General features: G+C 72.1%; 20 protein-coding genes and 2 tRNA genes. 13 read left to right on the forward strand and 9 right to left on the reverse strand.

The window, feature by feature from the left end; genetic code table 11:
- Positions 1–206: 206 nt before the first annotated feature.
- The 3 genes from AMK25_RS27165 to AMK25_RS27175 all read left to right on the forward strand — a co-directional run bounded on the left by AMK25_RS27165 (position 207) and on the right by AMK25_RS27175 (position 6,349).
- The gene (locus tag AMK25_RS27165) at positions 207–3,041 is read left to right on the forward strand and encodes a PQQ-dependent sugar dehydrogenase (RefSeq protein WP_073831229.1); all 2,835 of its coding nucleotides are present in this window, start codon (positions 207–209) and stop codon (positions 3,039–3,041) included.
- A gap of 17 nt (positions 3,042–3,058) precedes the next feature.
- Positions 3,059–5,167: a ThuA domain-containing protein gene (locus AMK25_RS27170; RefSeq protein ID WP_083664842.1), complete on the forward strand. Its 2,109-nt coding sequence runs from the start codon at positions 3,059–3,061 to the stop codon at positions 5,165–5,167.
- Positions 5,168–5,341: 174 nt separating this feature from the next.
- Positions 5,342–6,349: a sugar phosphate isomerase/epimerase family protein gene (locus AMK25_RS27175; protein WP_073831230.1), complete on the forward strand. Its 1,008-nt coding sequence runs from the start codon at positions 5,342–5,344 to the stop codon at positions 6,347–6,349.
- A gap of 111 nt (positions 6,350–6,460) precedes the next feature.
- On the opposite strand, the gene AMK25_RS27180 is transcribed toward AMK25_RS27175, so the two are convergent.
- Complete coding sequence (locus AMK25_RS27180; protein WP_073831231.1) at positions 6,461–7,645, reverse strand: ROK family transcriptional regulator; 1,185 nt, start codon at positions 7,643–7,645, stop codon at positions 6,461–6,463.
- 96 nt (positions 7,646–7,741) lie between these two features.
- Entirely contained in the window at positions 7,742–8,137 is a 396-nt protein-coding gene (locus AMK25_RS27185) for a hypothetical protein (RefSeq protein WP_030503967.1), read from the reverse strand.
- A gap of 267 nt (positions 8,138–8,404) precedes the next feature.
- Between AMK25_RS27185 and AMK25_RS27190 the strand changes: the two genes are divergently transcribed.
- From AMK25_RS27190 to AMK25_RS27205, 4 genes are all read left to right on the forward strand, one after another.
- Positions 8,405–8,477 (forward strand) — tRNA-Asn (locus AMK25_RS27190).
- A gap of 174 nt (positions 8,478–8,651) precedes the next feature.
- Positions 8,652–10,787, forward strand: a complete 2,136-nt coding sequence (locus AMK25_RS27195; protein ID WP_073831232.1) for an MMPL family transporter — start codon at positions 8,652–8,654, stop codon at positions 10,785–10,787.
- Positions 10,780–12,015 carry an FAD-dependent oxidoreductase gene (locus AMK25_RS27200; protein WP_073831233.1) on the forward strand — a complete coding sequence of 412 codons (1,236 nt, stop codon included), beginning with the start codon at positions 10,780–10,782 and terminating at the stop codon, positions 12,013–12,015. Before AMK25_RS27195 ends, AMK25_RS27200 begins: the two co-directional genes overlap by 8 nt.
- Positions 12,016–12,140: 125 nt before the next feature.
- Positions 12,141–12,217: transfer RNA gene (locus AMK25_RS27205), tRNA-Ile, on the forward strand.
- Between the two features lie 13 nt (positions 12,218–12,230).
- Here AMK25_RS27205 and AMK25_RS27210 read toward each other — a convergent pair.
- The 3 genes from AMK25_RS27210 to AMK25_RS27225 all read right to left on the reverse strand — a co-directional run bounded on the left by AMK25_RS27210 (position 12,231) and on the right by AMK25_RS27225 (position 14,995).
- Positions 12,231–12,446, reverse strand: a complete 216-nt coding sequence (locus AMK25_RS27210) for a hypothetical protein (protein ID WP_073831234.1) — start codon at positions 12,444–12,446, stop codon at positions 12,231–12,233.
- 108 nt (positions 12,447–12,554) lie between these two features.
- Positions 12,555–13,094 carry an AAA family ATPase gene (locus tag AMK25_RS27215; protein WP_073831235.1) on the reverse strand — a complete coding sequence of 180 codons (540 nt, stop codon included), beginning with the start codon at positions 13,092–13,094 and terminating at the stop codon, positions 12,555–12,557.
- A 1,193-nt stretch (positions 13,095–14,287) separates the two neighbouring features.
- Entirely contained in the window at positions 14,288–14,995 is a 708-nt protein-coding gene (locus AMK25_RS27225) for a DUF899 family protein (protein WP_073831303.1), read from the reverse strand.
- Positions 14,996–15,132: 137 nt separating this feature from the next.
- Between AMK25_RS27225 and AMK25_RS27230 the strand changes: the two genes are divergently transcribed.
- A complete protein-coding gene (locus tag AMK25_RS27230) occupies positions 15,133–16,053 on the forward strand; it encodes an RNA polymerase subunit sigma-70 (protein WP_073831237.1) in 921 nt (306 codons plus the stop codon).
- A gap of 930 nt (positions 16,054–16,983) precedes the next feature.
- Here the strand turns inward: AMK25_RS27230 and AMK25_RS27240 are convergent.
- A complete protein-coding gene (locus tag AMK25_RS27240; RefSeq protein ID WP_073831239.1) occupies positions 16,984–17,775 on the reverse strand; it encodes an aminoglycoside N(3)-acetyltransferase in 792 nt (263 codons plus the stop codon).
- A 108-nt stretch (positions 17,776–17,883) separates the two neighbouring features.
- Between AMK25_RS27240 and AMK25_RS27245 the strand changes: the two genes are divergently transcribed.
- From AMK25_RS27245 to AMK25_RS27260, 3 genes are all read left to right on the forward strand, one after another.
- Positions 17,884–18,390, forward strand: a complete 507-nt coding sequence (locus AMK25_RS27245) for a SigE family RNA polymerase sigma factor (protein WP_073831240.1) — start codon at positions 17,884–17,886, stop codon at positions 18,388–18,390.
- Entirely contained in the window at positions 18,387–18,929 is a 543-nt protein-coding gene (locus AMK25_RS27250; RefSeq protein WP_241826506.1) for a hypothetical protein, read from the forward strand. The genes AMK25_RS27245 and AMK25_RS27250 overlap by 4 nt, the downstream gene beginning before the upstream one ends.
- 465 nt (positions 18,930–19,394) lie before the next feature.
- Positions 19,395–19,979, forward strand: a complete 585-nt coding sequence (locus tag AMK25_RS27260) for a GNAT family N-acetyltransferase (protein ID WP_073831241.1) — start codon at positions 19,395–19,397, stop codon at positions 19,977–19,979.
- 5 nt (positions 19,980–19,984) lie between these two features.
- Here AMK25_RS27260 and AMK25_RS27265 read toward each other — a convergent pair whose 3' ends face one another.
- Together AMK25_RS27265 and AMK25_RS27270 are read right to left on the reverse strand one after the other, a co-directional pair.
- Positions 19,985–21,172, reverse strand: coding sequence for an FUSC family protein (locus AMK25_RS27265; RefSeq protein WP_073831242.1), 1,188 nt, complete (start codon positions 21,170–21,172; stop codon positions 19,985–19,987).
- Positions 21,173–21,222: 50 nt separating this feature from the next.
- Positions 21,223–21,690, reverse strand: a complete 468-nt coding sequence (locus AMK25_RS27270) for an SRPBCC family protein (RefSeq protein ID WP_073831243.1) — start codon at positions 21,688–21,690, stop codon at positions 21,223–21,225.
- Positions 21,691–21,849: 159 nt separating this feature from the next.
- Between AMK25_RS27270 and AMK25_RS27275 the strand changes: the two genes are divergently transcribed.
- Positions 21,850–22,611, forward strand: coding sequence for a GNAT family N-acetyltransferase (locus tag AMK25_RS27275; protein WP_073831244.1), 762 nt, complete (start codon positions 21,850–21,852; stop codon positions 22,609–22,611).
- Positions 22,612–22,704: 93 nt separating this feature from the next.
- Positions 22,705–23,097: a hypothetical protein gene (locus AMK25_RS27280; RefSeq protein WP_143194799.1), complete on the forward strand. Its 393-nt coding sequence runs from the start codon at positions 22,705–22,707 to the stop codon at positions 23,095–23,097.
- Positions 23,098–23,161: 64 nt separating this feature from the next.
- Here the strand turns inward: AMK25_RS27280 and AMK25_RS27285 are convergent, their stop codons facing one another.
- Positions 23,162–23,854, reverse strand: a complete 693-nt coding sequence (locus AMK25_RS27285; RefSeq protein WP_443189930.1) for a hypothetical protein — start codon at positions 23,852–23,854, stop codon at positions 23,162–23,164.
- Positions 23,855–23,899: the final 45 nt, after the last annotated feature.

Here is a 23,899-nt window from a genome sequence, read left to right on the forward strand (position 1 = left end):
CGTAGCGGCGAAAGTGTAAGCCGATCGATCAGAAGCTATGGACAGACTGATCGAAAGGTTTTAATGTCGTGCACAGCACCTAGCTGTCTCGTCGAGGCGACCCGCCCCGCACCGCCCGCCTCGTCGAGGCGCAGCATCCCCCGCTCGGCATCCGGCGCGACGCGCGCCCGGTCCTGGCTGCGCGCGTCAGGAAGGGACAGCACAGCATGTCCAGCCACCACCACCCCCGTGCCCGACGACCGTTCGCCGCCGCAGCAGCGCTGCTGCTCGCGGCCACCGCCGGCACCGTCACAGCGGCCGCGGCGCCCGTCCCGGCGTCCGCCCACCCCATCACGGCGAGCGACTTCCAGCAGGTCGAACTCGCCCGCGGCGTCGCCGAGACCGGCGAACCGATGTCCCTGGCGGTACTGCCCGACCGGTCGGTCCTGCACACCGCCCGCAACGGCACGCTGCGCCGCACCGACGCGGCCGGCGCCACCACAGTCATCGGCACGCTGCCGGTCTACACCCACGACGAGGAGGGCCTGCAGGGCGTCGGCGTCGACCCCGGCTTCGCCTCCAACCGGCACATCTACCTCTACTACGCGCCGCCGCTGTCCACCCCCGCCGGCGACGCGCCCGCCACCGGCACCGACTTCTCCGCCTGGCAGGGCGTCAACCGGCTCTCCCGGTTCACGCTCAACGCCGACTTCACGCTCAACCAGGCCAGCAAGGTCGACGTGCTCGACGTACCGGCCGACCGGGGGCTGTGCTGCCACGTCGGCGGCGACATCGACTTCGACGCCGCCGGCAACCTCTACCTGTCCACCGGCGACGACACCAACCCGTTCGACTCGGCCGGCTACGCGCCGATCGACGAGCGCACCAACCGCAACCCCGGGTACGACGCGCAGCGCAGCGCCGGCAACACCAACGACCTGCGCGGCAAGATCCTGCGGATCAAGGTGAACGCCAACGGCACGTACTCGATCCCGGCCGGGAACCTCTTCGCGCCCGGCACCGCGCGGACCCGCCCGGAGATCTACGCGATGGGCTTCCGCAACCCGTTCCGGATCAGCGTCGACAAGGCCACCGGCGTCGTCTACGTCGGCGACTACGGGCCGGACGCCGGCACCACCACGGCCCGCGGCCCGTCCGGGCAGGTCGAGTTCAACCGGGTCACCGGGCCCGGCAACTACGGCTGGCCGTACTGCACCGGCACCAACACGGCCGCCGAGACGTACGCCGAATGGGACTTCGCCACCGGCACCGCCGGGCCGAAGTACAACTGCACCGGCGGCCCGACGAACAACTCGTTCCGCAGCACCGGCCTGACCACGCTGCCGGCGGCGAAGCCGTCCTGGATCCGCTACGCCGGTGACGCGGGCAGCCCGCCCGAGTTCGGCGGCGGCTCCGAGTCGCCGATGGGCGGCCCGGTCTACCGGTACGACGCGGCGAACCCGTCCACCACGAAGTTCCCGCAGTCCTTCGACGGGCAGTTCTTCGCCACCGAGTTCGGCCGGGGCTGGATCAAGCCGATCCACGTCAACGCCGACGGCTCACCCGGCACCATTGACACGTTCCCGTGGACCGGCAAACAGGTGATGGACTCCGCGTTCGGCCCGGACGGCGCGTACTACGTGCTCGACTACGGCACCGGCTACTTCAACGGCGACGCCAACTCGGCGCTGTACCGCTTCGACTACCTGGGCGGCGCCAACCGCGCCCCGGTGGCCCGCGCCGCCGCCGACCGGACCTCCGGCGCCGCGCCGCTCGCCGTCGCGTTCTCCTCGGCCGGCTCGTCCGACCCGGAGGGCGGCGCGCTCACGTACGCCTGGACGTTCGGCGACGGCGGCACCTCCACCGCGGCGAACCCGTCGCACACCTACACCGCGAACGGCAGGTACACCGCCACGCTCACCGTGCGCGACCCGCAGGGCGCCACCGGCACCGCCAGCGTGACGGTCACTGTCGGCAACACCGCCCCGACTGTGGTCATCGAGACGCCCGGCAACGGCAAGCTCTTCTCCTTCGGCGACACCGTGCCGTTCCGGATCACCGTCACCGACCCGGAGGACACCACCATCGACTGCACGAAGGTCAAGATGACCTACGTGCTCGGCCACGACCAGCACGGCCACCAGATCACCTCGGCGACCGGCTGCACCGGCTCGATCGCCGTACCGGTCGACGGTGAGCACGACGACGCGGCGAACATCTTCGCGGTCTTCGACGCCGAGTACACCGACTCCGGCGGCCTCACCACGCACACCCAGCACACGCTCCAGCCCCGCCACCGGCAGGCCGAGCACTTCGCCACCTCCGCCGGGATCAACACGTTCGACAAGGGCACCGCCGAGGGCGGCAGGACCGTCGGCGACATCCACAACGGGGACTGGATCGCGTTCCGGCCGTACCTGCTCGCCGACGCCACCGGGTTCACCGCCCGGGTCTCGTCCGCCGGAGCCGGCGGCACGCTCCAGGTCCGGGCCGGCTCGGCCACCGGCACCGTGCTCGGCTCGGCCACCGTCCCGGTCACCGGCGCCTGGGACACGTTCACCACCGTGACCGGCACGATCACCAGCCCGCCGGCCGGCACCACCACGCTCTACCTCACGTTCGCAGGGGGCAGCGGGGCGCTCTACGACCTGGACGCGTTCACGCTCACCACGTCGGCCGTGCGCACCGGCCCGGTGAAGGGCCTGGCCGGCAAGTGCCTGGACGTGCGCAACGCCGCCACCGCCGACGGCACGCAGATCCAGCTCTACACCTGCAACGGCACGACGGCGCAGTCGTGGACGGTGACGCCGAACGGGCCGGTGAAGGCGCTGGGCAAGTGCCTGGACGTCTCCGGTGGCGCCAGCGCGGACGGCACCAAGATCCAGCTGTACACGTGCAACGGCACCGGCGCGCAGAACTGGTCGGCGCAGGCGGACGGGACGCTGCGCAATCCGTCGTCGGCCAAGTGCCTGGACGTGTCCGGCAACAACTCGGCCGACGGCACGGCGGTGCACCTGTGGACGTGCACCGGCGCGGCGAACCAGCGCTGGACCCTGCCCTGAGGATGAAGGAGAACAAGGTGAAACTCCTGCGTACCGCACTGGGGGCGGTGACCGCCGTCCTCACCGCCATCGCCTGCACCGTCCCCGCGGGCCCGGCCGCCGCCGCCGACGCCCCCTACGACGTGCTCGTCTTCTCCAAGACCGCCGGCTTCCGCCACGACTCCATCGCGGCTGGCACGCAGGCCGTGCGTGAGCTGGGCACGGCGAACAACTTCACAGTCACCGCGACCGAGGACGCCGCCCAGTTCACCACCGCCAACCTGGCCCGCTTCGAGGCGGTGATCTTCCTCAACACCACCGGGGACGTCCTCAACGCCACCCAGCAGTCGGCGTTCGAGGCGTACATCGGCGCCGGCGGCGGGTACGTCGGCGTGCACTCCGCCGCCGACACCGAGTACGACTGGCCGTTCTACGGCAACCTCGTCGGCGCCTGGTTCGCCTCCCACCCGGCCATCCAGCCGGCCACCGTCAAGGTGGAGGACCGGGCGCACGCGGCCACCGCGCACCTGCCCCAGCAGTGGAACCGCACCGACGAGTGGTACGACTACCGCTCCAACGCCCGCTCCACCGCGCACGTGCTGGCCAGCCTCGACGAGTCCTCGTACTCCGGGGGCTCGATGGGCGGCGACCACCCGCACGCCTGGTGCAAGACGTACAGCGGTGGCCGGTCCTTCTACACCGGCGGCGGCCACACCCAGGCGTCCTACGCCGACGCGGCGTTCCGCAACCACCTGCTCGGCGGCATCCGCTACGCGGCCGGGCGCACGAAGGCCGACTGCCGGCCGGAGACCGGCTACACCGCGCTCTACAACGGCGGCACCACCGGCTGGTCGCAGGCCGGGCCGGGCAGCTTCACCAACGCCGACGCCACGCTCACCTCGGTGGGCGGCATGGGCCTGTACTGGTACAGCGCGAAGCAGTTCACCAACTACTCGCTGAAGCTGGACTGGCGGCTGGCCGGTGACGACAACTCGGGCGTGTTCGTCGGCTTCCCGCCGTCGAGCGACCCGAACTCCGCGGTGGACAACGGCTACGAGATCCAGATCGACCCCACCGACTCAGCCGACCGGACCACCGGCGCGATCTACGGCTTCAAGTCCGCCGACCTGGCGGCCCGGGACGCGGCGCTCAACCCGGCGGGGGAGTGGAACACCTACGAGATCCTGGTCGAGTCCGAGCGGCTCCAGGTGTTCCTCAACGGCGTACGCATAAACGACTTCACAAACACCGACCCGGTGCGGTCGCTCGCCGGGCACGTCGGCATCCAGAACCACGGCACCGGCGACGACGTGTCGTTCCGCAACATCCGGATCAAGGAGCTGGGCGGGACGCCGCCGCCGACCGGCAACACCACGGTCCAGGCCGAGGCGTTCGGTTCGGCCAGCGGCGTCAGCGCGTACCCCAAGGCCGGCGCCAACGGCGGCCAGACCCTGGGGTACGTGGACCCGGGCGACTGGGCCGCGTACCCGGGGCTGGACCTGACCGGTGTGACGTCGCTGCGCGCCCGGGTGGTCTCCGGCGGCCCCGGCGGCACGCTCCAGGTGCGGACCGGCTCGCCGACCGGGCCGGTGCTCGGCCAGGTGGCGGTGCCGAACACCGGCAGCTGGACCACGTTCGCCGACGTGTCCACCGCGCTCACAGGCGTGCCGTCCGGTACGCGGACCGTGCACCTGACGTTCACCGGCAGCGGCTCCGGGCTGTTCGACGTGGACGACTTCACGCTGGTCCGCTCGACCGGCAGCGGTGGCACCGGCCTGATCAAGGGACTGGCCGGCAAGTGCCTGGACGTGCGGAACGCCTCGTCGGCGGACGGCACCCAGATCCAGCTCTACACCTGCAACGGCTCGACGGCGCAGACGTGGACGGTGACGCCGAACGGGCCGGTGAAGGCGCTGGGCAAGTGCCTGGACGTCTCCGGTGGCGGCAACGCGAACGGCACGAAGATCCAGTTGTGGTCGTGCAACGGGACCAGCGCGCAGAACTGGTCGGCGCAGGCGGACGGGACGCTGCGTAATCCGTCGTCGGGCAAGTGCCTGGACGTGTCCGGCAACAACTCGGCGGACGGTACGGCGGTGCACCTGTGGACGTGCACCGGCGCGGCGAACCAGCGCTGGACCCTGCCCTGAGGAAGGCCATAGAGTGGAGGCGGCGACCGCGAGGTGGCCGGTGACCCGGCGGGAGGCGCAACCCGCCCGGGAGGCAGACGCTCCGGCGTCCACCGGTGCCCTCAGGCCGCCGCCTCCGGTCGTCCTCGCCCCGGTCCGCGACGGAATCCCCCATCACCACAGGGGAGAAGGACAATGGCGCGACCCATCACGCTCTTCACCGGCCAGTGGGCCGACCTTCCGTTCGACGAGGTCTGCCGGCTCGCCGCCGAGTGGGGCTACGACGGACTGGAGATCGCCTGCTGGGGCAACCACTTCGAGGTGGACAAGGCGCTCGCCGACGACTCGTACGTCGAGCGCAAGCGGGCCACCCTGGCCAAGCACAACCTCCAGGTGTTCGCCATCTCCAACCACCTGGTCGGGCAGGCCGTCTGCGACCACCCGATCGACGAGCGGCACCAGGACATCCTCCCGGCCCGGATCTGGGGCGACGGCGAGCCGGAGGGCGTGCGGCAGCGCGCTGCCGAGGAGATCAAGGACACCGCGCGGGCGGCGGCGAAGCTCGGCGTACGCACTGTCGTCGGCTTCACCGGCTCGTCCATCTGGCACACACTGGCCATGTTCCCGCCGGTGCCGCCGGCCATGATCGAGCGCGGCTACCAGGACTTCGCCGACAGGTGGAACCCGATCCTGGACGTCTTCGACGAGGTGGGCGTGCGGTTCGCGCACGAGGTGCACCCCAGCGAGATCGCGTACGACTACTGGACCACGAAGCGGACGCTGGAGGCGATCGGGCACCGGCCCGCGTTCGGGCTCAACTGGGACCCGTCGCACTTCGTCTGGCAGGAGCTGGACCCGGTGAACTTCATCTTCGACTTCGCCGACCGGATCTATCACGTCGACTGCAAGGACGCGAAGGTCCGTACCGGGGACGGGCGGCGCGGCCGGCTCTCCTCCCACCTGCCCTGGGCCGACCTGCGACGCGGCTGGGACTTCGTCTCCACCGGGCACGGTGACGTGCCGTGGGAGGACTGCTTCCGGGCGCTGAACGCGATCGGCTACGACGGCCCGATCTCGATCGAGTGGGAGGACGCCGGCATGGACCGCCTGGTCGGCGCGCCGGAGGCGCTCCAGTTCGTCCGCCGCCTGGCGTTCGACGCCCCGAGCGCGGCCTTCGACGCCGCCTTCAGCAGCCGCGACTGACCCCCGGGGCGCCCGCGATCTTGCACTTGCTGCCCTCCCAAAACGGGAATAACCGGCATCGCGCGGGCCGCAAGTGCAAGATCGGCGGGGCCGGGTGGGGCGGGGGTGGGGTCAGCGGGCGGCGTAGGCCTGGTCGCTCACCAGGTGGGCTGCGCCTACCAGGGCGGCGGTGTCGCCGAGGTCGGACAGGACGATCGGCAGGCTGCCGGTGGCCAGCGGCGTGGAGCGCCGGTAGACCACGCCCCGGATCTCCGCGAGCAGGACCGGCCCGATCCCGGCCGGCGCGCCCCCGATGATGACGATGGCCGGGTTGACGAAGCTGACCAGCCCGACCAGCACCTGCCCGAGGCGGCGGGCGGCGTCGCGGACGATGACCTGCGCCGCCGGGTCGCCCTCGGTGGCCGCCGCCGCCACGTCGGCCACCGACAGCGTCCCGGCCTCGGCCAGCCGTTCCGCGAGCACCGTCGAGCGCCCGGCCCGCGTGGCCGTCACCGCCTCCCGCACCAGCGCGGCATCCCCGCAGTACGCCTCGACGCACCCGTTGTGGCCGCAGCCGCAGAGCGGTCCGTCCTCGCTGAGCTGGAGGTGACCGATGTCGCCGGCCCCACTGGCCGCGCCCCGGTAGAGCGAACCGGCGAGCACCAGCCCGCAGCCGACCGCGTCGCCCAGCTTGACGGCGAGGAAGTCGTCGAACGGGCGACCGGTGCCGGCGTGCCGTTCGCCGATGGCCATCGCGTTGGCGTCGTTGTCGACCTGCACCGGGCAGCCCAGCTCGGCGGCGAGCGTGTCGCGTACCGGGAAGCGGTGCCAGCCGGGCAGGGCCGGCGGGGACACCGGCGTGCCGTCGCGGACCTCGACCGGCGCGGGCAGCGCGACACCGACGCCGGTCAGCGACGTCAGTCCCGCCTCGACGCGCAGCTTGCCGAGCAGCTCGACCATGCGTCCGACCACCACGTCCGGGCCGAGCCGGACGTCCACCGGCTCGTCGTGCCGGGCCAGCGGGTTCAGCTCGCCGTCGGTGAGCGCGACCCGCAGCGTGCCGCCGCCGACGAGCACCGCGCCGAACCGGACCTGCGCGCCGATGCGCAGCAGCGACGACCGTCGCCCGCCCCGTGAGGCGGCCGGGCCGGCGCTCTCCACCAGGCCCAGCGCTGTCAACCGGTCCGCCTCGGCGGCGAACCGGGCCCGGGGCAGGCCGAGGAGGTCGGTCAGCTCGACCCGGGACCGTGGGCCGTCGTCGCGCAGCAGGCGCAGCAGCCGTGCCTGATCCGCCGTCTCCGGTCCGACCATCGGCATGTGGTCACCTCCCCACCGAGAATGTGCCACATCGGCGCCCGGGCACACGGGAGCGGGCCGGTCACCCGAAGGTGACCGGCCCGCTGTCCGCTTGCGTCAGAGCGTGTTGCCGGTGGACGGCTTGGTGCTCGTGCCGGTCGTGGTCGAGCCGGACGCGCTGGTCGAGCTGGTCGAGCCCGTGCCGTTGGCGCTGCGGCTGCCGACGGCTGCCGGCGTGCCCGCGAACGGCTTGTCGGCCTCGGTCATGCCCGGCTTGCCGCCGTTGCCGGTGGCGAGCTTCTCACCCAGCTTGGTCTGCCCCAGCTTGTCCTTGCCCTCGGAGTAGAGCCGGGTCGCCTGCGCCTGCGCGACCCCGGCCGCCTCCTGGACGGTCGGGTGGTCGAGGACCTTGCGCCCGCGGACCACCAGCTCTTCGTACTTCTCCCGGCCGGCACGGGCGCCCAGGACGAATCCCGCAGCCAGCCCGCCAAGAAACATGATCTTTCCGCGCATGGCGGCTCCTTCCGTACCTGACGCTCTTTGCCGATTTCCGCCGGCTCGGCGGAACGACCATCTCGCGCCTGCTTCTCTGTCGACGGCTAACTACCCATCCTGCTCTCTGCTCATGCCTCCCTGTGCCGAGATGACGATTTGTCCGTAATCCTGGCGCGTCCGACGGTCGGGGCCGGTCCGGTAACCCCCTGGCGCACCACCCCCGGATGTCCTGTACTCTTGTCCCCGTCGCACGGAGCGGAAAGATCCGATCCGGGCGGTGCACGGTCCCCTGTAGCTCAATTGGCAGAGCAGCCGGCTGTTAACCGGCAGGTTATTGGTTCGAGTCCAATCGGGGGAGCTTCGCTCCATGTCACGCCCGTCGGCCCCGCCGACGGGCGTTCGTCGTTCCCACCCCTCGCGTGTCCCGGCTGCCCGGTTTCTGCCCCCGGGTCACCGTTCGCCCGGCAGGATGGTCGGCGTCGACCTAGACTCCCGCTGCGTCGATTGATGCGTCGATCCGAGGACGGTGGAGATGGCCGCAGGACGCAGCCGCTGGACCGCGACGCTCGTCGCGGTGGCGGTGGTGCTCGGCTGGCTGATCATCGGCGGCGTCGCCGGGCCGTACTCGGGCAAGCTCGGCGAGGTCTCCACAAACGACAACGCCTCCTTCCTGCCGGCCGATGCCGAGGCCACCCGGGCGCAGGACCTGGCCGCCGGATTCGTCGACCGGGAGACCACCCCGGCGCTCGTCGTCTACGAACGCGCCGGCGGCCTCACCTCGGCCGACCAGCAGCGCATCCAGGCCGACGCCGCCCGCTTCGCCGACGTACCAGGCGTGGTCGGCCCGCTGCCGCCACCGATCGTCAGCCAGGACCGGCAGGCCGCCCAGGTGATCGTCCCGATCGAAAGCGGCGAGGGCGAACAGATACGCGCGGTGGTGGAACGCCTGCGCGACATCGCCGGCCCGGACCGCGACGGGCTCACCGTCGACGTGGCCGGACCCGCAGGGCTGCTCGGCGACCTGATCGAGGTGTTCGGCGCGATCGACGGGCCGCTGCTGCTCGTCACCCTCACCGTGGTCCTGGTCATCCTCCTCGTCGTCTACCGCAGCCCGGTGCTGTGGATCTTCCCGCTGCTGGCCGCCGGGATGTCGTACTCGCTGGCGGCCGTCTTCGTCTACCTGCTCGCCGACCACGACATCGTCAAGCTCAACGGGCAGGCGCAGGGCATCCTCACAGTGCTCGTGTTCGGCGCCGGCACCGACTACGCGCTGCTGCTCATCGCCCGCTACCGGGAGGAGCTGCACCGGCACGAGCGGCCCTGGGACGCGATGAGGACCGCCTGGAAGGGCGCCGCGCCGGCCATCGTCGCCTCCGGCGCCACAGTCATCGTCAGCCTGCTCTGCCTGCTGCTGTCCAGCCTCAACTCCAACCGGGCGCTCGGCCCGGTGAGCGCCGTCGGCATCGCCGCCACGCTGCTGGTGATGCTCACGTTCCTGCCCGCGCTGCTTGTCCTCGGCGGCAGGTGGGCGTTCTGGCCCCGGCGGCCCCGGCACGACGAGGCCGACCCGCGCGCCGAACACGGCATCTGGGCGCGGATCGCCGGCTTCGTCGCGCGCCGCTCCCGTACCGTCTGGATCGTCACCGCCGTCGCGCTCGCCGTGCTCGCGATCGGGGTGACCCAGCTCGGCGCCACCACGCTCGGCCAGTCCCAGCTGTTCACCCAGCGCACCGACTCGGTGGCCGGGCAGGAGGTCATCGACAGGCACTTCCCGGCCGGCACCGGCAGCCCCGCCACCATCTTCACCAGCCAGGACACCGCGCGGCAGGTCGCCCAGGTGGCGCAGGGCGTCCCCGGGGTGGCCGCTGTCGCGCCGCTCGGCCAGCGCGGCGAGAACGCGCCGCCCGACCCGGCCGCTCCGCCGAAGGTGGTCGACGGGCGGGTGCAGCTCAACGTCACGCTCGCCGACGCGCCGGACAGCAACGGCGCCGAACAGGCCATCCGCGACCTGCGAGAGGCGGTGCACCGGGTGCCCGGCGCGGACGCCGTGGTCGGCGGCTTCACCGCGATCAACGTCGACACCGCCGACGCCTCCGTCCGCGACCGCAACGTGATCATCCCGGTGGTGCTGCTGGTCATCGCGGTCATCCTGGCCGTGCTGCTGCGTGCCCTGGTCGCCCCGGTGCTGCTGATCGCCACGGTGGTGCTGTCGTTCCTGGCCACGCTCGGCCTGTGCGCGCTGCTGTTCCGGTACGTGTTCGACTTCCCCGGCGTCGACCAGTCGTTCCCGCTGTTCGCGTTCGTCTTCCTGGTCGCGCTCGGCATCGACTACAACATCTTCCTGATGAGCCGGGTCCGGGAGGAGTCGGTACGCCGCGGCACCCGCGCCGGTGTGCTCGTCGGCCTGGCCGTCACCGGCGGCGTGATCACCTCCGCCGGCATCGTGCTCGCCGCCACGTTCTCCGCGCTCGCCGTACTGCCGCTCGTGGTGCTCGTCGAGCTGGGCGTGGCCGTCGCCGTCGGCGTCCTGCTCGACACCATAGTGGTCCGCTCGCTGCTGGTGCCCGCGCTCGCGTACGACATCGGGCCGAAGGTCTGGTGGCCGGGCCGGTTGTCGCGGTCGCACCGCGAGGGCGACCGGGCCGGCGCGGGGGTGGACCGTGCCTGACACCGACGTGGTGGTCGTCGGCGGCGGCCTGGCCGGTCTCGCCGCCGCCCGGCGGCTGCACCGCGCCGGCGTGCCCTGGCGGCTGCTGGAGGCCGCCGACCGGCTCGGCGGGCGGGTCGCCACCGACCGGGTCGACGGGTTCCAGCTGGACCGCGGCTTCCAGGTGCTGAACACCGCGTACCCGCGCCTGGCCGGCCTGGTCGACGTCGGCGCCCTCGGGATGGGCTGGTTCACGCCCGGCGTGCTGGTGCGCCGCGGCGACCGGCTGGAACGACTCGTCAACCCGCTGCGCGAACCCGCCGGCGCGCCCGCCACGCTCACCGCCGGCATCGGGACACTGACCGACCGGCTGCGGTTCGGCGCGCTCGCCGCCGGCTACGCGACGCTGCCGGTCGGGCGGCTGCTCAACACACCCGAGACCACAGCCGAAAAGGCGCTGCGCCGAGCCGGGCTCTCCGACGCGATCATCGAGGAACTGCTCCGGCCGTTCCTGTCCGGCGTGCTGCTCGACCGCGAGCTGGCCACCTCCAGCCACGTCCTCGCGGTCATCCTGCGCTCCTTCGCCCGGGGCCGGATCGGCCTGCCCGCGGACGGCATGGCGGCGCTGCCCCGGGCACTCGCCGCGCCACTGCCCGCCGAGCTGATCGACCTGAACACCCCGGTCACCGAGGTCGCGCCCGGCCGGGTCCGCACCCCGTCCGGCGAGATCACCTGCCGCGCCGTCGTGGTCGCGGCCGACCCACCGGCGGCGGCCACGCTGCTGCCCGGGCTGCCACGGGTACGCATGCACGCCTACACCACCTACTACCACCGCACCGGCACGGCGCCACTGGACGAGCCGATCCTGCTGCTCGACGGCGACCGGCGGGAAACGATCGCCAACACGGTGGTGGTGAGCCGGGCCGCACCCACGTACGCCCCCGACGGCCAGCACCTGGTCGCCACCTCGGTGGTCGGCCCGCAGACCCCGCCCGAACCGGTGATCCGCCGCGAGCTGGACCGCCTCTACGGCCGCTCCACCGCCGACTGGACCCACCTCACCACAGTCACCGTGCCGGACGCGCTGCCCGCCGCCCCGCCGCCGCAGGGCCGCCTGCGCAAACCGGTCGCGCTGGGCGACGGCCTGTACGTGGCCGGGGACCACCGGGACAGCCCGTCCATCCAGGGCGCGCTCGCCAGCGGCTGGCGTACGGTCGGCGCCGTCCTCGCCGATCTCCGGCGCGCGTAGAGCCGTTGGCCGGTGGGTTGCGCGTTGTTATCCTCGCGTAGCCCATCGTGCTGTCGCGGTAGTCTTTCCGCCCGGCAGGTGGTGGTCCGCGAAACGATCGGCGGGTTACGATCCGGCGCGGTGACGGGGCGGTAGCTCAGCCGGTTAGAGCAGGGGACTCATAATCCCTCGGTCGCGGGTTCGAACCCCGCCCGCCCCACCAAACGTTTCCCTGGTCAACCACGCTGCCGACGACCCGGACCGACCGCATCGAGGTCGGGTCCGACGCCCTCAGTCCGCACTGAGTCCGCAGCAGCACGACCCGCCGCCCGGTCGAGGCGATCCGCCACCTGGTCCAGGTCGTCCTCGAACAGGTCCGCGTACACGTCCAGCGTCATGGCCGCCGTGTGCCGCAGCTCGTGCGGGGTCAGGCCGGCGAGCCCGACCGACACAGCACCTCGCCCGCTGGGGGAGGTGAACACCAGCTCGTCACCGGGGCACATCAGTGGGCGTCGGGACGTGCGGTCTGCCGATGGGTGGTTGGCTCGGAATCCTTGGTGTCAGGGGGCCGACGGAGGCCAGCGATGCCTGCGCCAGTCCTCCCACGTCGCGAATTCTGCCGGCGGGCAGTCGACGGGTTCACTGCCGTCGAGTTCCCCTTCGGTCGGGATGCTGATGATGGCAGCCCACCTGGCGAGTTCCTCGTCGGACATGTGCCACGTCGTGTGCGGCTCTTCGGCTTGGCGCCGGTCGAGTCGTCTCCGCTGCTCGGCCGGTGGGAGTTCGAAGTAGCGCATCTCCACCGCCGCGCCGAGGTCAGCAGCTGCCTGCCGTAGCGCGGAGCGCTCATCTCGACCCCAGAGGCCGAAGTCGATGACGACGTTGATGCCGAGATCGAGGGCGCGCAGCCCGATCTCGATGAGCCGTCCTTCGATCACGTCCGAGGCCGACGGCGGGTTCGCGAGGCCGTACAGGGCCTTTACCCACTCGTCCTTCGTGAGGCGAAGAGCCTGCTCCTCGACTTCTATGCGCCGCGCTTCTGTGGTCTTCCCGGTGCCTGGCAGTCCTACCGTCAGGAACAGAGTCGGTCGTGTCGTCATCGTTTCCCCATCTGAACGGTCGCGCCATCATCGCTGACGCTCGCTCGTGCCGCGACCAGCGCGTAGGTGTCGCCGATCAGTTGGCGGACGGGTGTCGCACATCAGCCGACGGAGGACAAAGAGTTCTACACCGCGAACTGCCGAATTGGCCTCTTTAGGATCAAGGCGGCCCGCAAGCGGGCCGCGCCGGCCCGGCCTCGGCCTGCTGGCGGCGCAAGCGCCGGCATCGGCCGGGCCGGCCGGCCACGCTGACGGGGCCAACCAAGGGCTTGAAGGGCTGTGAGGCGGGACGATCGCCGTAGGGGTCGCTCCCAGTTGAGGTTGGGGCGATCGGCTGCCGCGCAGCGGAGCTGCTTGCCCCCGGCCTCTCGTTGGTCGCCGAATGCGGTTTGCCGACGATGAGGACCAGGGCGTGAACCGTCCCCGGGTGCCCGATCCTCTACGCCACCCGCCCGGCGTCAAGGGCGCTGCGCGTCGGCATGCCGATGGCCTACAGCACACCCTTGACCCCAACCGGGCACCGCAGTTCTTGGCACCTATCCGGGGGACGGGGGCAGACTGGCGGCTATCCGTCGAGGATCTGGACGGTCTGCGACGGCATCTTGATCCAGAGGGGCAGCCTTGGATGTGAACCGCGACGAATCAACGGTGACCGTCCCAACTTGACCGGGCGATCGAGGTAGCTCGCTTCCTTGAGTGCCTCACCCGCTCGATTGACCGGATCGGTTCAAGGATGGCCGGCGGCCAGGCAGACGCCGAGACCGTCGACCGCTTCATCGACGAGTGGCTGATCGGCCCTCAAGCGTCTCGGGCGCGAAGGGTCCTATGGGATGCCATCAGTCAGGTGATCGGTGAGGAGGCGGTGGAGGGAATCGCTGAAGCAGTGCCCAGATTCCCGGACGCCCCACCTGATGAGGTGGGACGGCTTCGACAGGAGCTGTCGGCGTGGCAGAATGCGCTCGATGGGTAGCGCCTCTTGCGGAACGAGAGGCTTGCGGGCAGTTCGCACCCATTCCGCAAGAGGCCGACCGCCGCTGGGGAGTGGTGAGAGATATCGAGAGGTGTTTCCGCTGGTGAGAGCCCATTCAGGCAGGTCGCTGGGTCGCCCATCTTGATCTCATGATTCCTCGGTGGCGCGGTCGAACCCCGCCCGCCCCGCCAGCCGTTTTCCCAGCTCAACCACGATCAGGACGTCATCGGGGTGCGACGCCGGGGCGCGACCATTGCGCGGTGGGGCGGCCGTCGAGACGCCACGGGTGCCCGGCGACCCGCGGCCAGCCTTCAGGCGAGTTCTCCCAGTTCTCCTGCCGGCCATACACCGTGAGATCCAGAGCGTGGTAGGTGGTCATCAACGCCTCCACGCCCCGCCCGGTGGTCCAGTAGGTCTCGTAGACCTTGTCGCCGTCGCGCAGGTAGCACGCGATGAACCCGAAGTGACGACCGTCGGCCAGAGCCGGGTCGGAGTCTTTCGCCGAATACCAGGGGAACCGGTAGCCCATGAACTCCGCGAACGGGGCGCTTTCGTCGTAGGGACCCTCGCAGAACACGGCGTAGGTGACGTCCCGAGCGTGCAGGTAGTCCAGCGTCTGCATGTGACAGGTCGAGAAGGTGCACCCCTCACACTGATGCTCGTACGGATTGCCGTCGTGCCACATGTGGAAGTACGCGATGAGCATCCGGCGGCCCTCGAACACCTCGACCAGCGGGGTGTCCCCGCCCGGGCCCCGCACCGTCACCGTCGGCATCAAGGTCATCGGCAGCTGACGACGAGCAGCGGCGATCGCATCTCCTTTACGGGTGTGGGCCTTCTCCCGTACCAGCAGTTCGTCGCGCTTGCGCAGCCAGGTCTCCCGGTCGACGACCGGGGGTGCGGCGGCGCTGGACGCGGGGGTTGCCGTCATGGCTGTCTCCCTCGTGGAGTGGGGATCGGTCACAGGTACAGACGACCGAGCCGGCGATTGTCATCGGTGACCGATGACGGATGGGGTCCACGGTCGTCAGTACGGTTGTGAGCACCACTCAGCCCCAGGGAAATCACATGCCCGACTCGCCGGACGAGAAGGCAATCTGGCTGCAGCGCGCCTTCGACGAGCACCGGCGTGAGCTGCACCTCCACTGCTACCGCCTCGCCGGGAACGTCACCGACGCGGACGACCTGGTGCAGGAGACCTTCCTGCGTGCCTGGCGGGCTCGCCACCGCTTCGAGGGCCGGGCGTCGGCGCGCACCTGGTTGTACCGGATCGCCACGAACGTCTTCCTCGACAGCCGCAAGGCGGCCGGTCACCGGACGCTACCGTACGGTGATCCGCTGGAGTGGTCCACCGAGCTCGGTCCCTATCCCGACGCCCTGCTGGCCGACGACCCGCAGACCGGTCTCGCCGCCCGGGAGACCGTCGAGCTGGCCGTGATCGCAGCGCTCATGTACCTGCCGCCGCGGCAGCGGGCGGCCTTCGTGCTGCGCGACGTCCACGGCTGGACGCCGCAGGAGATCGCCGCCGCGCTCGACACCGCCGTAGCTGCAGTCAACAGCCTCCTCCAGCGGGCCCGCCACACCCTCCGGCGGCGCGCTCCGTCGGACCCGACGGACTGGCGCCGCCCGCAGCTCACCCGTGAGGACGAAGAGATCCTGCGCCGCTACGCCGACGCGAAGGACCCGGAGACGATCCGGGCACTGCTCGCCGAGGACGTACGGATCACGATGCCGCCCGAGCCGCCGGTCGTCGGGATCGACGCGGCCGCGGAGTTCCTCGGCCGACCGCTCGACTGGCGTACGTTCCCCACCTCGGCCAACGGGCGCCCGGCACTGATCAACTATCTCCGCCGGCCCGGCAGCCGGCACTACGAGGCGTTGGTCGTCGACGTACTCCGGATCGAGAACGGGAAGATCGTAGAGAGCAACGCCTTCATCGGTGCCCGTCACGTCGCCGCCTTCGGCATGCCCACCACGCTCGAGCCCTAGACAAGTAAGCCTCAAGCTCAGGATTCCTACGAACTCGGCGGTTTGGTTCCGTCGCAGGGGACACCGACACCTAGTTGTACGTGCGCCGTCTGCCCCCGCGACGTGATGGTGAGCGGTAGGCAGGTTGGTCGCGCAACCCACGTGCCGCCGACGAAGGCCAGCCACTCAGGTCGGTCATCGGCAGATGCGCAGGCACGCACGTGGGCGCTCACGGCCGGCACCACTGACGAGCCCCATCCGAGGCGCGCCTTGTCCTCCCAGCCGGCTGCCACCCGAAGATCAACCACTGCGCCGCCGCGTACGACCAGTCCCCATTTGGCGAACAGCCGGGCTGCCGGGTCCGGTTCCCCCGATTCCTCTGCTTGAAGCACCGGCCGGGCAGGTACCGCAACGTCCTCTCCCACGAGCCGATAACCCGCCGGCGGTTCCTTGATCGCATCGACGGATACGGTGCACGACTCCGGTCCGGCGCTCACGTCAGCCGACGGGGACGCGCCGGGGTCGGTGCCCAGAGACGCAGTTGGTGCGGCTGGTCTGGCCTCACCCTGGCCGGTACCGCTTGAGGACGTACAGGCTGCCGGCGTCGCCATCAGGCAGACGCTGAGCGGCCAGCACAACACGCGGCTGGTCCTGCGCACGCGCGTCACCTCCTGAACGGCGAGGTCTTCGACGGTAAGGGCGCGACTCGTGAAGCGTCACCGTACCCGAAGGCGGGATGCGTTCGATGCCGTCGAACTTGATCTCATAAGCCCTTCGGTCGCTGGCCCGTCGGGTGTGGACCCCGACCGCTCTGTTGGTGCCGCCGCCGTCCGAAGGCCACACGACCGAGCCGCTCCGCCAGCGTCCCCCTGGCGAGGAGAACGAAGAACGCCACGCGTGAGTCGAGTGCCCCGTCCGTCGTGTGATGCCGGGCGGCGGACGGGCCGGCGATCAGCCCGTGCGGTTGGCGGCCATCCAGGCGGTGGCGAAGTCGACCAGGGCGCGTTGGCGCATCAGCCGGGCGGTCGCGCTTCCGACGCGGCCGATCGTCGCGCCGCCGGTGACCTCGAAGTCGGCGCCCAGCCGGTCGAAGTCGTCCTCGTCGGTGACGACGTCGGTCCACGTGGTCCACCGGCTCGTCCCGTCCGGCAGCCGTACCGCCGAGCCCGTCACCGCCCGCGGCGGCGACGCCTGCCGCCATTCCGCCAGGTGCAGCGAGGTGTTGGAGCTGTGTTCGCAGCCGAGCAGCAGCACCGTGCCGTCGAGCCGGTAGACCGCGCCCAGCGGTGAGTGCTCGCCCAGCGCGTCGTCGAGGCGGTGTCCGTCCACGACGTCGGCGGCGTGCGCGCCGAGCGCGGCGAACGACACCTGCGGATGGTCGCTGCGGCGGGCGCCCGGCCAGGTGCGTACCGTCTCGGCGACGGCGCCCATCCACCGGCTCGGCGTGCGCGCCGGGTCGAAGCCGGGCGTCTGCTCGCGGATGACGGGCCACCACGCCTCCGGTACGGGCGGATGCCGCCACCCGGCCGGATCCGTGTTCTCGCGCGTTTGCGTCGGGACGACGAGGGTGCCCTCCGGACCGAGCGCCTCCAGCAGCGCCAGCACCACTGCCTCGGTGCCTCCGGCGACGAACCCGAGACTCCGGTACGACGAGTGCAGCAGCAGGACGTCACCGGAGGTGACGCCGAGCGCCCGCAGGTCGTACGCGAGCGAGCTGACTGTGTGCGGTGCGGCCTGGTCCACGCGGCGCAGTGTAGGCGGAACTCCCGAGCAGGATGGTCGCCGATTTCGGGATAGCGGCGGCGTCTCCGCGCGTCTGTCACTGGTGAACGAGGAGACGAGGGTGGTGCGGTGGAAGAGGACGAGCGGGCAGTGCTGGCCGAGTTCGTGGCGAGCCGGGCGCCGGCGCTGATACGGGTCGCCTACCTGCTTACCGGTGACCGCAGCAGCGCCGAGGGCCTGTTCCAGTCGGCGCTGTCGAAGATCATTCCGAAGTGGCGGACCATCCGGCACGCCGACCCGGAGGGCTACCTCCGCGCCGTCATGTACCGGGAGCAGGTGAGCTGGTGGCGACGGTTGCGCCGCCGCCGGGAGTCGCCGGTCGGCGGGCACGAGCCGGTGGTGGCGGACCCTGCCGGAGGTACGGACGTCCGGCTGGCGCTGCGGGCCGCGCTGTGGCAACTGCCACCGGCGCAGCGCACGGTTGTGGTCCTGCGCTACTACGAGGACCTGCCGGAGGCCCAGGTCGCCGAACTGCTGGGCTGTTCGGTCGGGACGGTACGCAGCCGGACCCACCGGGCGGTCACCCGACTGCGTCAGATCCTGCCGGACAGCGAGCTTCTGGAGATGCAGCGATGAGTGATCCGTTCGAAGGTCTGCTCCGCTCCACCCTCACCGACATCGCCGAGGAGGCACCGACTGTGCGGGACTCATTGACCAGGGCGGAACGGCGCGCGCGTAGCCGTCGACGCAACACGGTGGCAGCAGGCGCGGCGGGCGTCCTCGCGGTGCTCGTGATCAGCGCGCCGTTCGCATACGCCGGCCGGAGCGACGACGCCGTGATCTCACCGCAGCCGGGAACGAGCGTCCCGCAGCCGGGCCGGAGCGAGCCCGTCGAGCCGCCGCCGGGCGTGCCGTCGCCGGTCCCGGTCGGCCCGGAGGACCCGAGCAACCCGGTCGCGCCGTCGCCGGTCCCGGTCGGCCCTGAAAACCCGAGCAATCCGGCCGCGCCGTCGCCCGTCCCGGTCAGCCCGGAGGACCCGACCAGGCCGGACAGCGCGCTTCCGGCTCCGCCGGGCGTGGCGTCGCCGGTTCCGATCGGTCCGCGGGACCCGCGCAATCCGGGGGTACGGTCCGACGACGCCGTCGTCCCGTCGCCGAGCCCGACCCGGCGCTGATCGACGCGCCCCTCCGAACCGGCGCGAGGCTGGGCCCGCCCCGACGACGGCGGGCCCAGCCCGTCCGTGCGCGCCGCGGGCGGTCAGCCGCGTCCGGTACGCCTCCGGGTTCCATCCGGCGTGGTCGAACGCCCAGTCCGCCCAGGTCGCGTACACGTGGAAGACGTGGCGCTCGCCCGCGAACCGCAACCCCGCGAGGCCGATCGGGCGGTCCGGATAGGTGTCCCGGCACACCCAGGCCAGGATGTGGCAGGCCCCGGCGGCGAAGAACGGCTGGTCCGCGCGATTCCAGGCGAGTCGCTGGTCAGCCCGTTCCCCTGGCGTACGCCGGAAGGCGCCCGCTGCCGTCGCTGCCACCGGCGCACCCTAGCCGGGCGGCTGGCCCCTCGCGACACCCGCAACGGAGGGCTGCTGACGATCTGAACCGGATTGACACGCGGGGTGGTCCGCGGGGGAGAGTCGGGCATGCGCTTTCCGGTGTCCACACCGCCCGCCGTTCCCGCCGGTTCGTTGGCCGCCGGCCCGCAACCGACGTTGCCCGCCGAGGGCGGCCTGGTCCTGCGCCCCTGGGCGGACGGGGACGCGCCGACCGTCCTGGCCGCGTACCAGGATCCGGAGATCCGCCGCTGGCACACCCGCCGGCCCGCGTCGCCGGAGCAGGTCCTGCAGTGGTTCGCCCACCTCCGTCGCTCCTGGCAGGAGGAGACGGGCGCGAGCTGGGCGGTGACCCGGGGCGACGAGCTGGTGGGCCGCATGGTGCTGGGCGGCTTCAACCTCGACGACGGCGAGGCCGGGTGCGCGTACTGGGTGGTTCCGGCCGCCCGCGGCACGGGCGTGGCCTCCGGCGCGCTGCGGGCGCTGAGCGCGTGGGCGCTCGCGGACGGCCGGCTGCACCGGCTCTGGCTGGACCACTCGACCGGCAACGTCGCGTCGTGCCGGGTGGCGGTCAAGGCCGGCTTCCGGCTGGAGGGCACGAAGCGCAGCGCGGCGGTGCACGACGACGGGCGGCACGACATGCACCTGCACGCCCGCGTCCGCGGGGACGCCTGACCGGATCACGACTGCGCGGCGGCCACCTCCCGGATGCGCCGCAGCGCCTCCTCCCGGTCCATCCCGGTCGCCTGGAGGATGTCGCTCGCGGCGGTCCGCACCTGCCCGACGATCACCGTGCCGGACAGCCCGGTCCCGGCGAGTTCCGCGCGCGTGGCCGCGGCCACCGCGTTCAGCGCGTGCCGGCGGGCGTCCTCCGGACCCTGGTCCGCGAGAACCTCCTCCTGTACGGCGTGCACCGCCGCGCCGAGCGCCTCCACGGCCTCCGGCAGGCTCTCCGGTATCGGCTCCCCGTCCTCGATCAGCACCACGGCCCGCCGGGCCAGCACGCGGGTGTTCCAGACCGCCTGGTCCACGTCCGGCGCGCCGAGCTGGTAGTGCTGAACGGATCGCCGCCTCGGCCACCGGGCCGGGGCGAGTTCGACGGTCTCCTTCGCGCCGCCGAAGACGTCCCAGAACCGGCCCAGGTCCGTGCCGATCGCCTGCGACCGGCTCAGCGCCCGGTCGGCCAGATCGTGGTCGCGTCGCCGTAGCGCGGCGGCGGTCGCCGCGAGCTGGCCGGCGAGTTGCCGCAGCGTCGGCGCGGCCACCCGCCGCATGATCCGCAGCGGGTTGATCGGCACCAGCAGCAGTGTCACCACCAGTCCCACGCCGCCGCCGATCAGCGCGTCGACGAAGCGGGGGAACTCCAGCGTGTGCCGGGACGAGGAGAGCGCGCCGAGCAGCACCGCCGTACCGCTGGCGTTGCCCACGATCCCGCCCCGCGTACTCAATGCCAGCGCGACCAGGACGGACGCCGCGACGATCACGCCGGTCTGCCACACCCCGGCGCCGACGGCGCCGATCAGCAGATCCGACACGATGATGCCGAGCGTCACCCCGGCGAGCAGCTCGACGGTGTTGGAGAGTCGCTGCCCGAGCGACGAGGTGATCACCGCGACCGCGGCTGCCGGGGCGAAGATCGGGCTCGGCATGCCGGTGAGCCAGCGCGCGACGGCCCAGGCCAGCGCCGCCGCCAGACCGGCCTGCACGGCGAGTACGGACTTGACGCGCAGCTGCTGCATCCGGTCCCGCCCGGCGGCCCGGCCGCGCTCGTTCACGCGCTCCCACGCCTCGTCGAACCGTTCCGCGTCCAGGCCGGCGCGCCGCGACGACCCCCGCCGGCCGCCGCGCCCCTCCCGCTGCCCGGTCACCGCCGGCGGCTACCCGCAAAAGCCGCCGCCAATCCCGGCGTCCGCCGAGGTCAGCCGCCCGGTTCGAGGTGCGCGGCCAGGTGCGCCAGCGAGGACGCGATGCCCTCCTCGTGCGCCGCCTGGTCGATGCCCGGCGGTACGCCGGTGGCGGTGACAGTCACAGCGGTGCCGTCGCCGGCCGCCGCGAGGTGCCACGTCATGGTCATGGTGCCCGCGTACGCCGGGTCGTCGGCCTGGAACACGGCCGTCTGCGTCACCCGGCGCGCCGGTACGAGTTCGGCGAACCCGACGTCGACCACGTCGGTGGCGTCCGACGTCTTGCCCGGGCTGCCCGCCGGATCGAGGTAGGTGAGCACCATCCGGAACCCGCCACCCGGGCGCGGATCCCACCGCTCGATCCGCCCGCGCATCCCGTCCGGCGGCAGCCACGCCTCCAGGGCGGCCCGGTCCACGAGCGCGTCGTAGACGGCCGCCGGTGTGGCGGCGATCGTCCGGCTGCCCCGATCGACCCTGCTCACCCCCCAACCCTAGGCCCGCGCCCTGGCCGCCCGCGGGCGCACTAGTCGATCTTGGAGTTGTGGCGGTTGACAAATGCCACCGAGTAGGGCGATTCAGGCGCCACAACTCCAAGATCGGCGGGGAAGCGGGGGCGGGGCGCGCCGGGTACGCTGCCGCGAATGCCGGTACGACCGCACCTCCACTACTCGCTGCTGTTCGATGCCGACGACGTGCCGCTTGCCCGGATGCGGCTGCGGGACGACGACGGCACGCGGGTCGCGGCCGACGTCCGGGCGCTACCCGGGGCGCCGTTCACCCGGCTCGTCGCGCAGGTGCGGCGTGACCTCGCCGGGCATCGGCTGGAGACGCCGGACGAGGCGCTGGCGGCGGCGCTGGTGGCCGACGGGCTGAAGCTGAGCCGGGCCGCCACTGACATGCGGCACGACCTGACCGACGTGCCCGCGCCGGTGGCGCTGCCGGACGGCTGGTCGCTCGGCGCACCCGGCTGGGACGACGACCTCGCCGCAGGGCTGGACGCGGCGTACGGCCCGGACCACCCGGACGGCCGCTGGCAGCCCAGCGACACCGACCAGGTGCGGGCGATGTTCGACACCGGTGAGCCGGTGCCGCCCCTGGTGCCCGCCTCGGCCCGGCTGATCGACCCGGACGGCCGCAGCGCCGGGCACGTGCTGTGCGCCGGGCCGGTGCCGTGGACCGACGACGACTGCGTCTGGATCCTCAACCTCGGTGTCGCGCCCCGGGCACAGCGGCGCGGGTTCGGGCGGGCGCTGCTCGTCCACGCGTTGCGCGGCGCGCGGGAGGCGGGACTGCCGTCCGTCGGCCTGTCGGTGGTCGACGGCAACCCGGCCCGCCGCATGTACGACGCGGCCGGCTTCCGCGTCCTCACCCGGGTGCTCACGGTCCGGATCCCCGACGCGTAGCCCGCTCGGCCCGACCCTCTGCGGCCGGGGCGTGGGTTCGCCGTCGTCGCGCCGTTTCCGCCACGGTGCCGTCCGTGTACTAGCGTCGGCTGGGTGGGGAGACATGCTGCGAGCTACGAGCCGTTGACTGTGGCGCGGCTGGGCGCGTTGCTCGTCGAGGCGGACGACAGCCGGCGCTGGCGGTTGGTGGCGGAGTTCCTGGAGGAGTTCCGCTGGGAACCGCGCGAGACCCGCGTGGGGTTGCTGGACGAGGAGCCGGCACCCACCGGCGACGAGCACTGGGACGTGTTTCTGGCAGCGCTGGTCGAGCATCTGAGCGCGAAGGACGGGCGCGGTGCGCCGCCGTGGGTCGAGACACGGTCGCTGCGGCGGTTCTGGTTCCCGTTCAACACGCGAGCCGCCCGAGTGGACGCGGTGGTTCACGCGCCGGCCGCGTTCCGTCGCCGTGGCGTCTACGTCTCCGCGCACGAGTTGGACGTGGCATGAGGCCGGAAGATCCCCTTCTGGACCGCACCGCGATCGAGGACGCCTTCCGCAGGTTGGGTGACCGTCAGGCGCCGGTGAGCAGAGGGTGGTGCTCGGACCAGAGCCAGCGCAGGTAGTCGCGTAGCCGTTCCGGGGTGGCGATCCACCCCTGGCCGGGATAGCGGAGCAGCCGGCTGACCTCGCCGGCCACCAGGTCGTACCCGGCCGCGCCGGTCTCCGGTACCGGGGCGTCCGGTGCGACAGCCACGGGCAGCGGAACCATCGGGATCCGCAGGCCGGCGTCGTCGCAGGCCCGCAGCACTGTGAGATAGACCCGGACCAGGTGGTACGGCGAGACGACGAGCGCGACGCTGCCGATGCCCAGCGTCCGCACCTGCTCCACGACCCATGCGGCCTGCCGGCCGGTGCCGGTGACCGGCTCGGCCTGGAGCACGACCCCGTCGACCCGGCGCAGGCCGAGCCCGCGCAACCGGTTCAGCGTGAGCGGGCGGTAGGTCCGCTCGGCCGAGTCGGTGTTCGCCACCAGCAGGTGCCGCAGCGCCGGGCCGGTCTCCCAGGCGCGGATCGCGTCGGTGAGACGCCAGTCCTCGCCCTGACCGGTGGCCACCACCAGCGCGTCCACCCGCTCGGCGGCGCGGTGGGGGAGCGTGAGGACCATAGTGACCGCCTCCAGCACCGCCAGGAGGCGGTCGGCGGGGACGTCCGCGAACGCCTCGGCCGGCACGAGCCGCGGCAGCGGGCGGGACACACTCGTCACGCCCGCGATCTTGCCACCGTCGGTTCGACGGCGGATGAGAGAGTG

The sequence above is a fragment of the Micromonospora sp. TSRI0369 genome, from assembly GCF_001905625.1.
GTDB lineage: Bacteria > Actinomycetota > Actinomycetes > Mycobacteriales > Micromonosporaceae > Micromonospora > Micromonospora echinospora_A.

Bases quoted from the DNA above. Each gene is read 5' to 3' on its own strand.
- AMK25_RS27165 (WP_073831229.1), top strand. From the start codon at position 207: ATGTCCAGCCACCACCACCCCCGTGCCCGACGACCGTTCGCCGCCGCA.
- AMK25_RS27175 (WP_073831230.1), top strand. From the start codon at position 5,342: ATGGCGCGACCCATCACGCTCTTCACCGGCCAGTGGGCCGACCTTCCG.
- AMK25_RS27180 (WP_073831231.1), bottom strand. From the start codon at position 7,645: ATGCCGATGGTCGGACCGGAGACGGCGGATCAGGCACGGCTGCTGCGC.
- AMK25_RS27185 (WP_030503967.1), bottom strand. From the start codon at position 8,137: ATGCGCGGAAAGATCATGTTTCTTGGCGGGCTGGCTGCGGGATTCGTC.
- AMK25_RS27195 (WP_073831232.1), top strand. From the start codon at position 8,652: ATGGCCGCAGGACGCAGCCGCTGGACCGCGACGCTCGTCGCGGTGGCG.
- AMK25_RS27215 (WP_073831235.1), bottom strand. From the start codon at position 13,094: ATGACGACACGACCGACTCTGTTCCTGACGGTAGGACTGCCAGGCACC.
- AMK25_RS27225 (WP_073831303.1), bottom strand. From the start codon at position 14,995: ATGACGGCAACCCCCGCGTCCAGCGCCGCCGCACCCCCGGTCGTCGAC.
- AMK25_RS27230 (WP_073831237.1), top strand. From the start codon at position 15,133: ATGCCCGACTCGCCGGACGAGAAGGCAATCTGGCTGCAGCGCGCCTTC.
- AMK25_RS27250 (WP_241826506.1), top strand. From the start codon at position 18,387: ATGAGTGATCCGTTCGAAGGTCTGCTCCGCTCCACCCTCACCGACATC.
- AMK25_RS27260 (WP_073831241.1), top strand. From the start codon at position 19,395: ATGCGCTTTCCGGTGTCCACACCGCCCGCCGTTCCCGCCGGTTCGTTG.
- AMK25_RS27275 (WP_073831244.1), top strand. From the start codon at position 21,850: ATGCCGGTACGACCGCACCTCCACTACTCGCTGCTGTTCGATGCCGAC.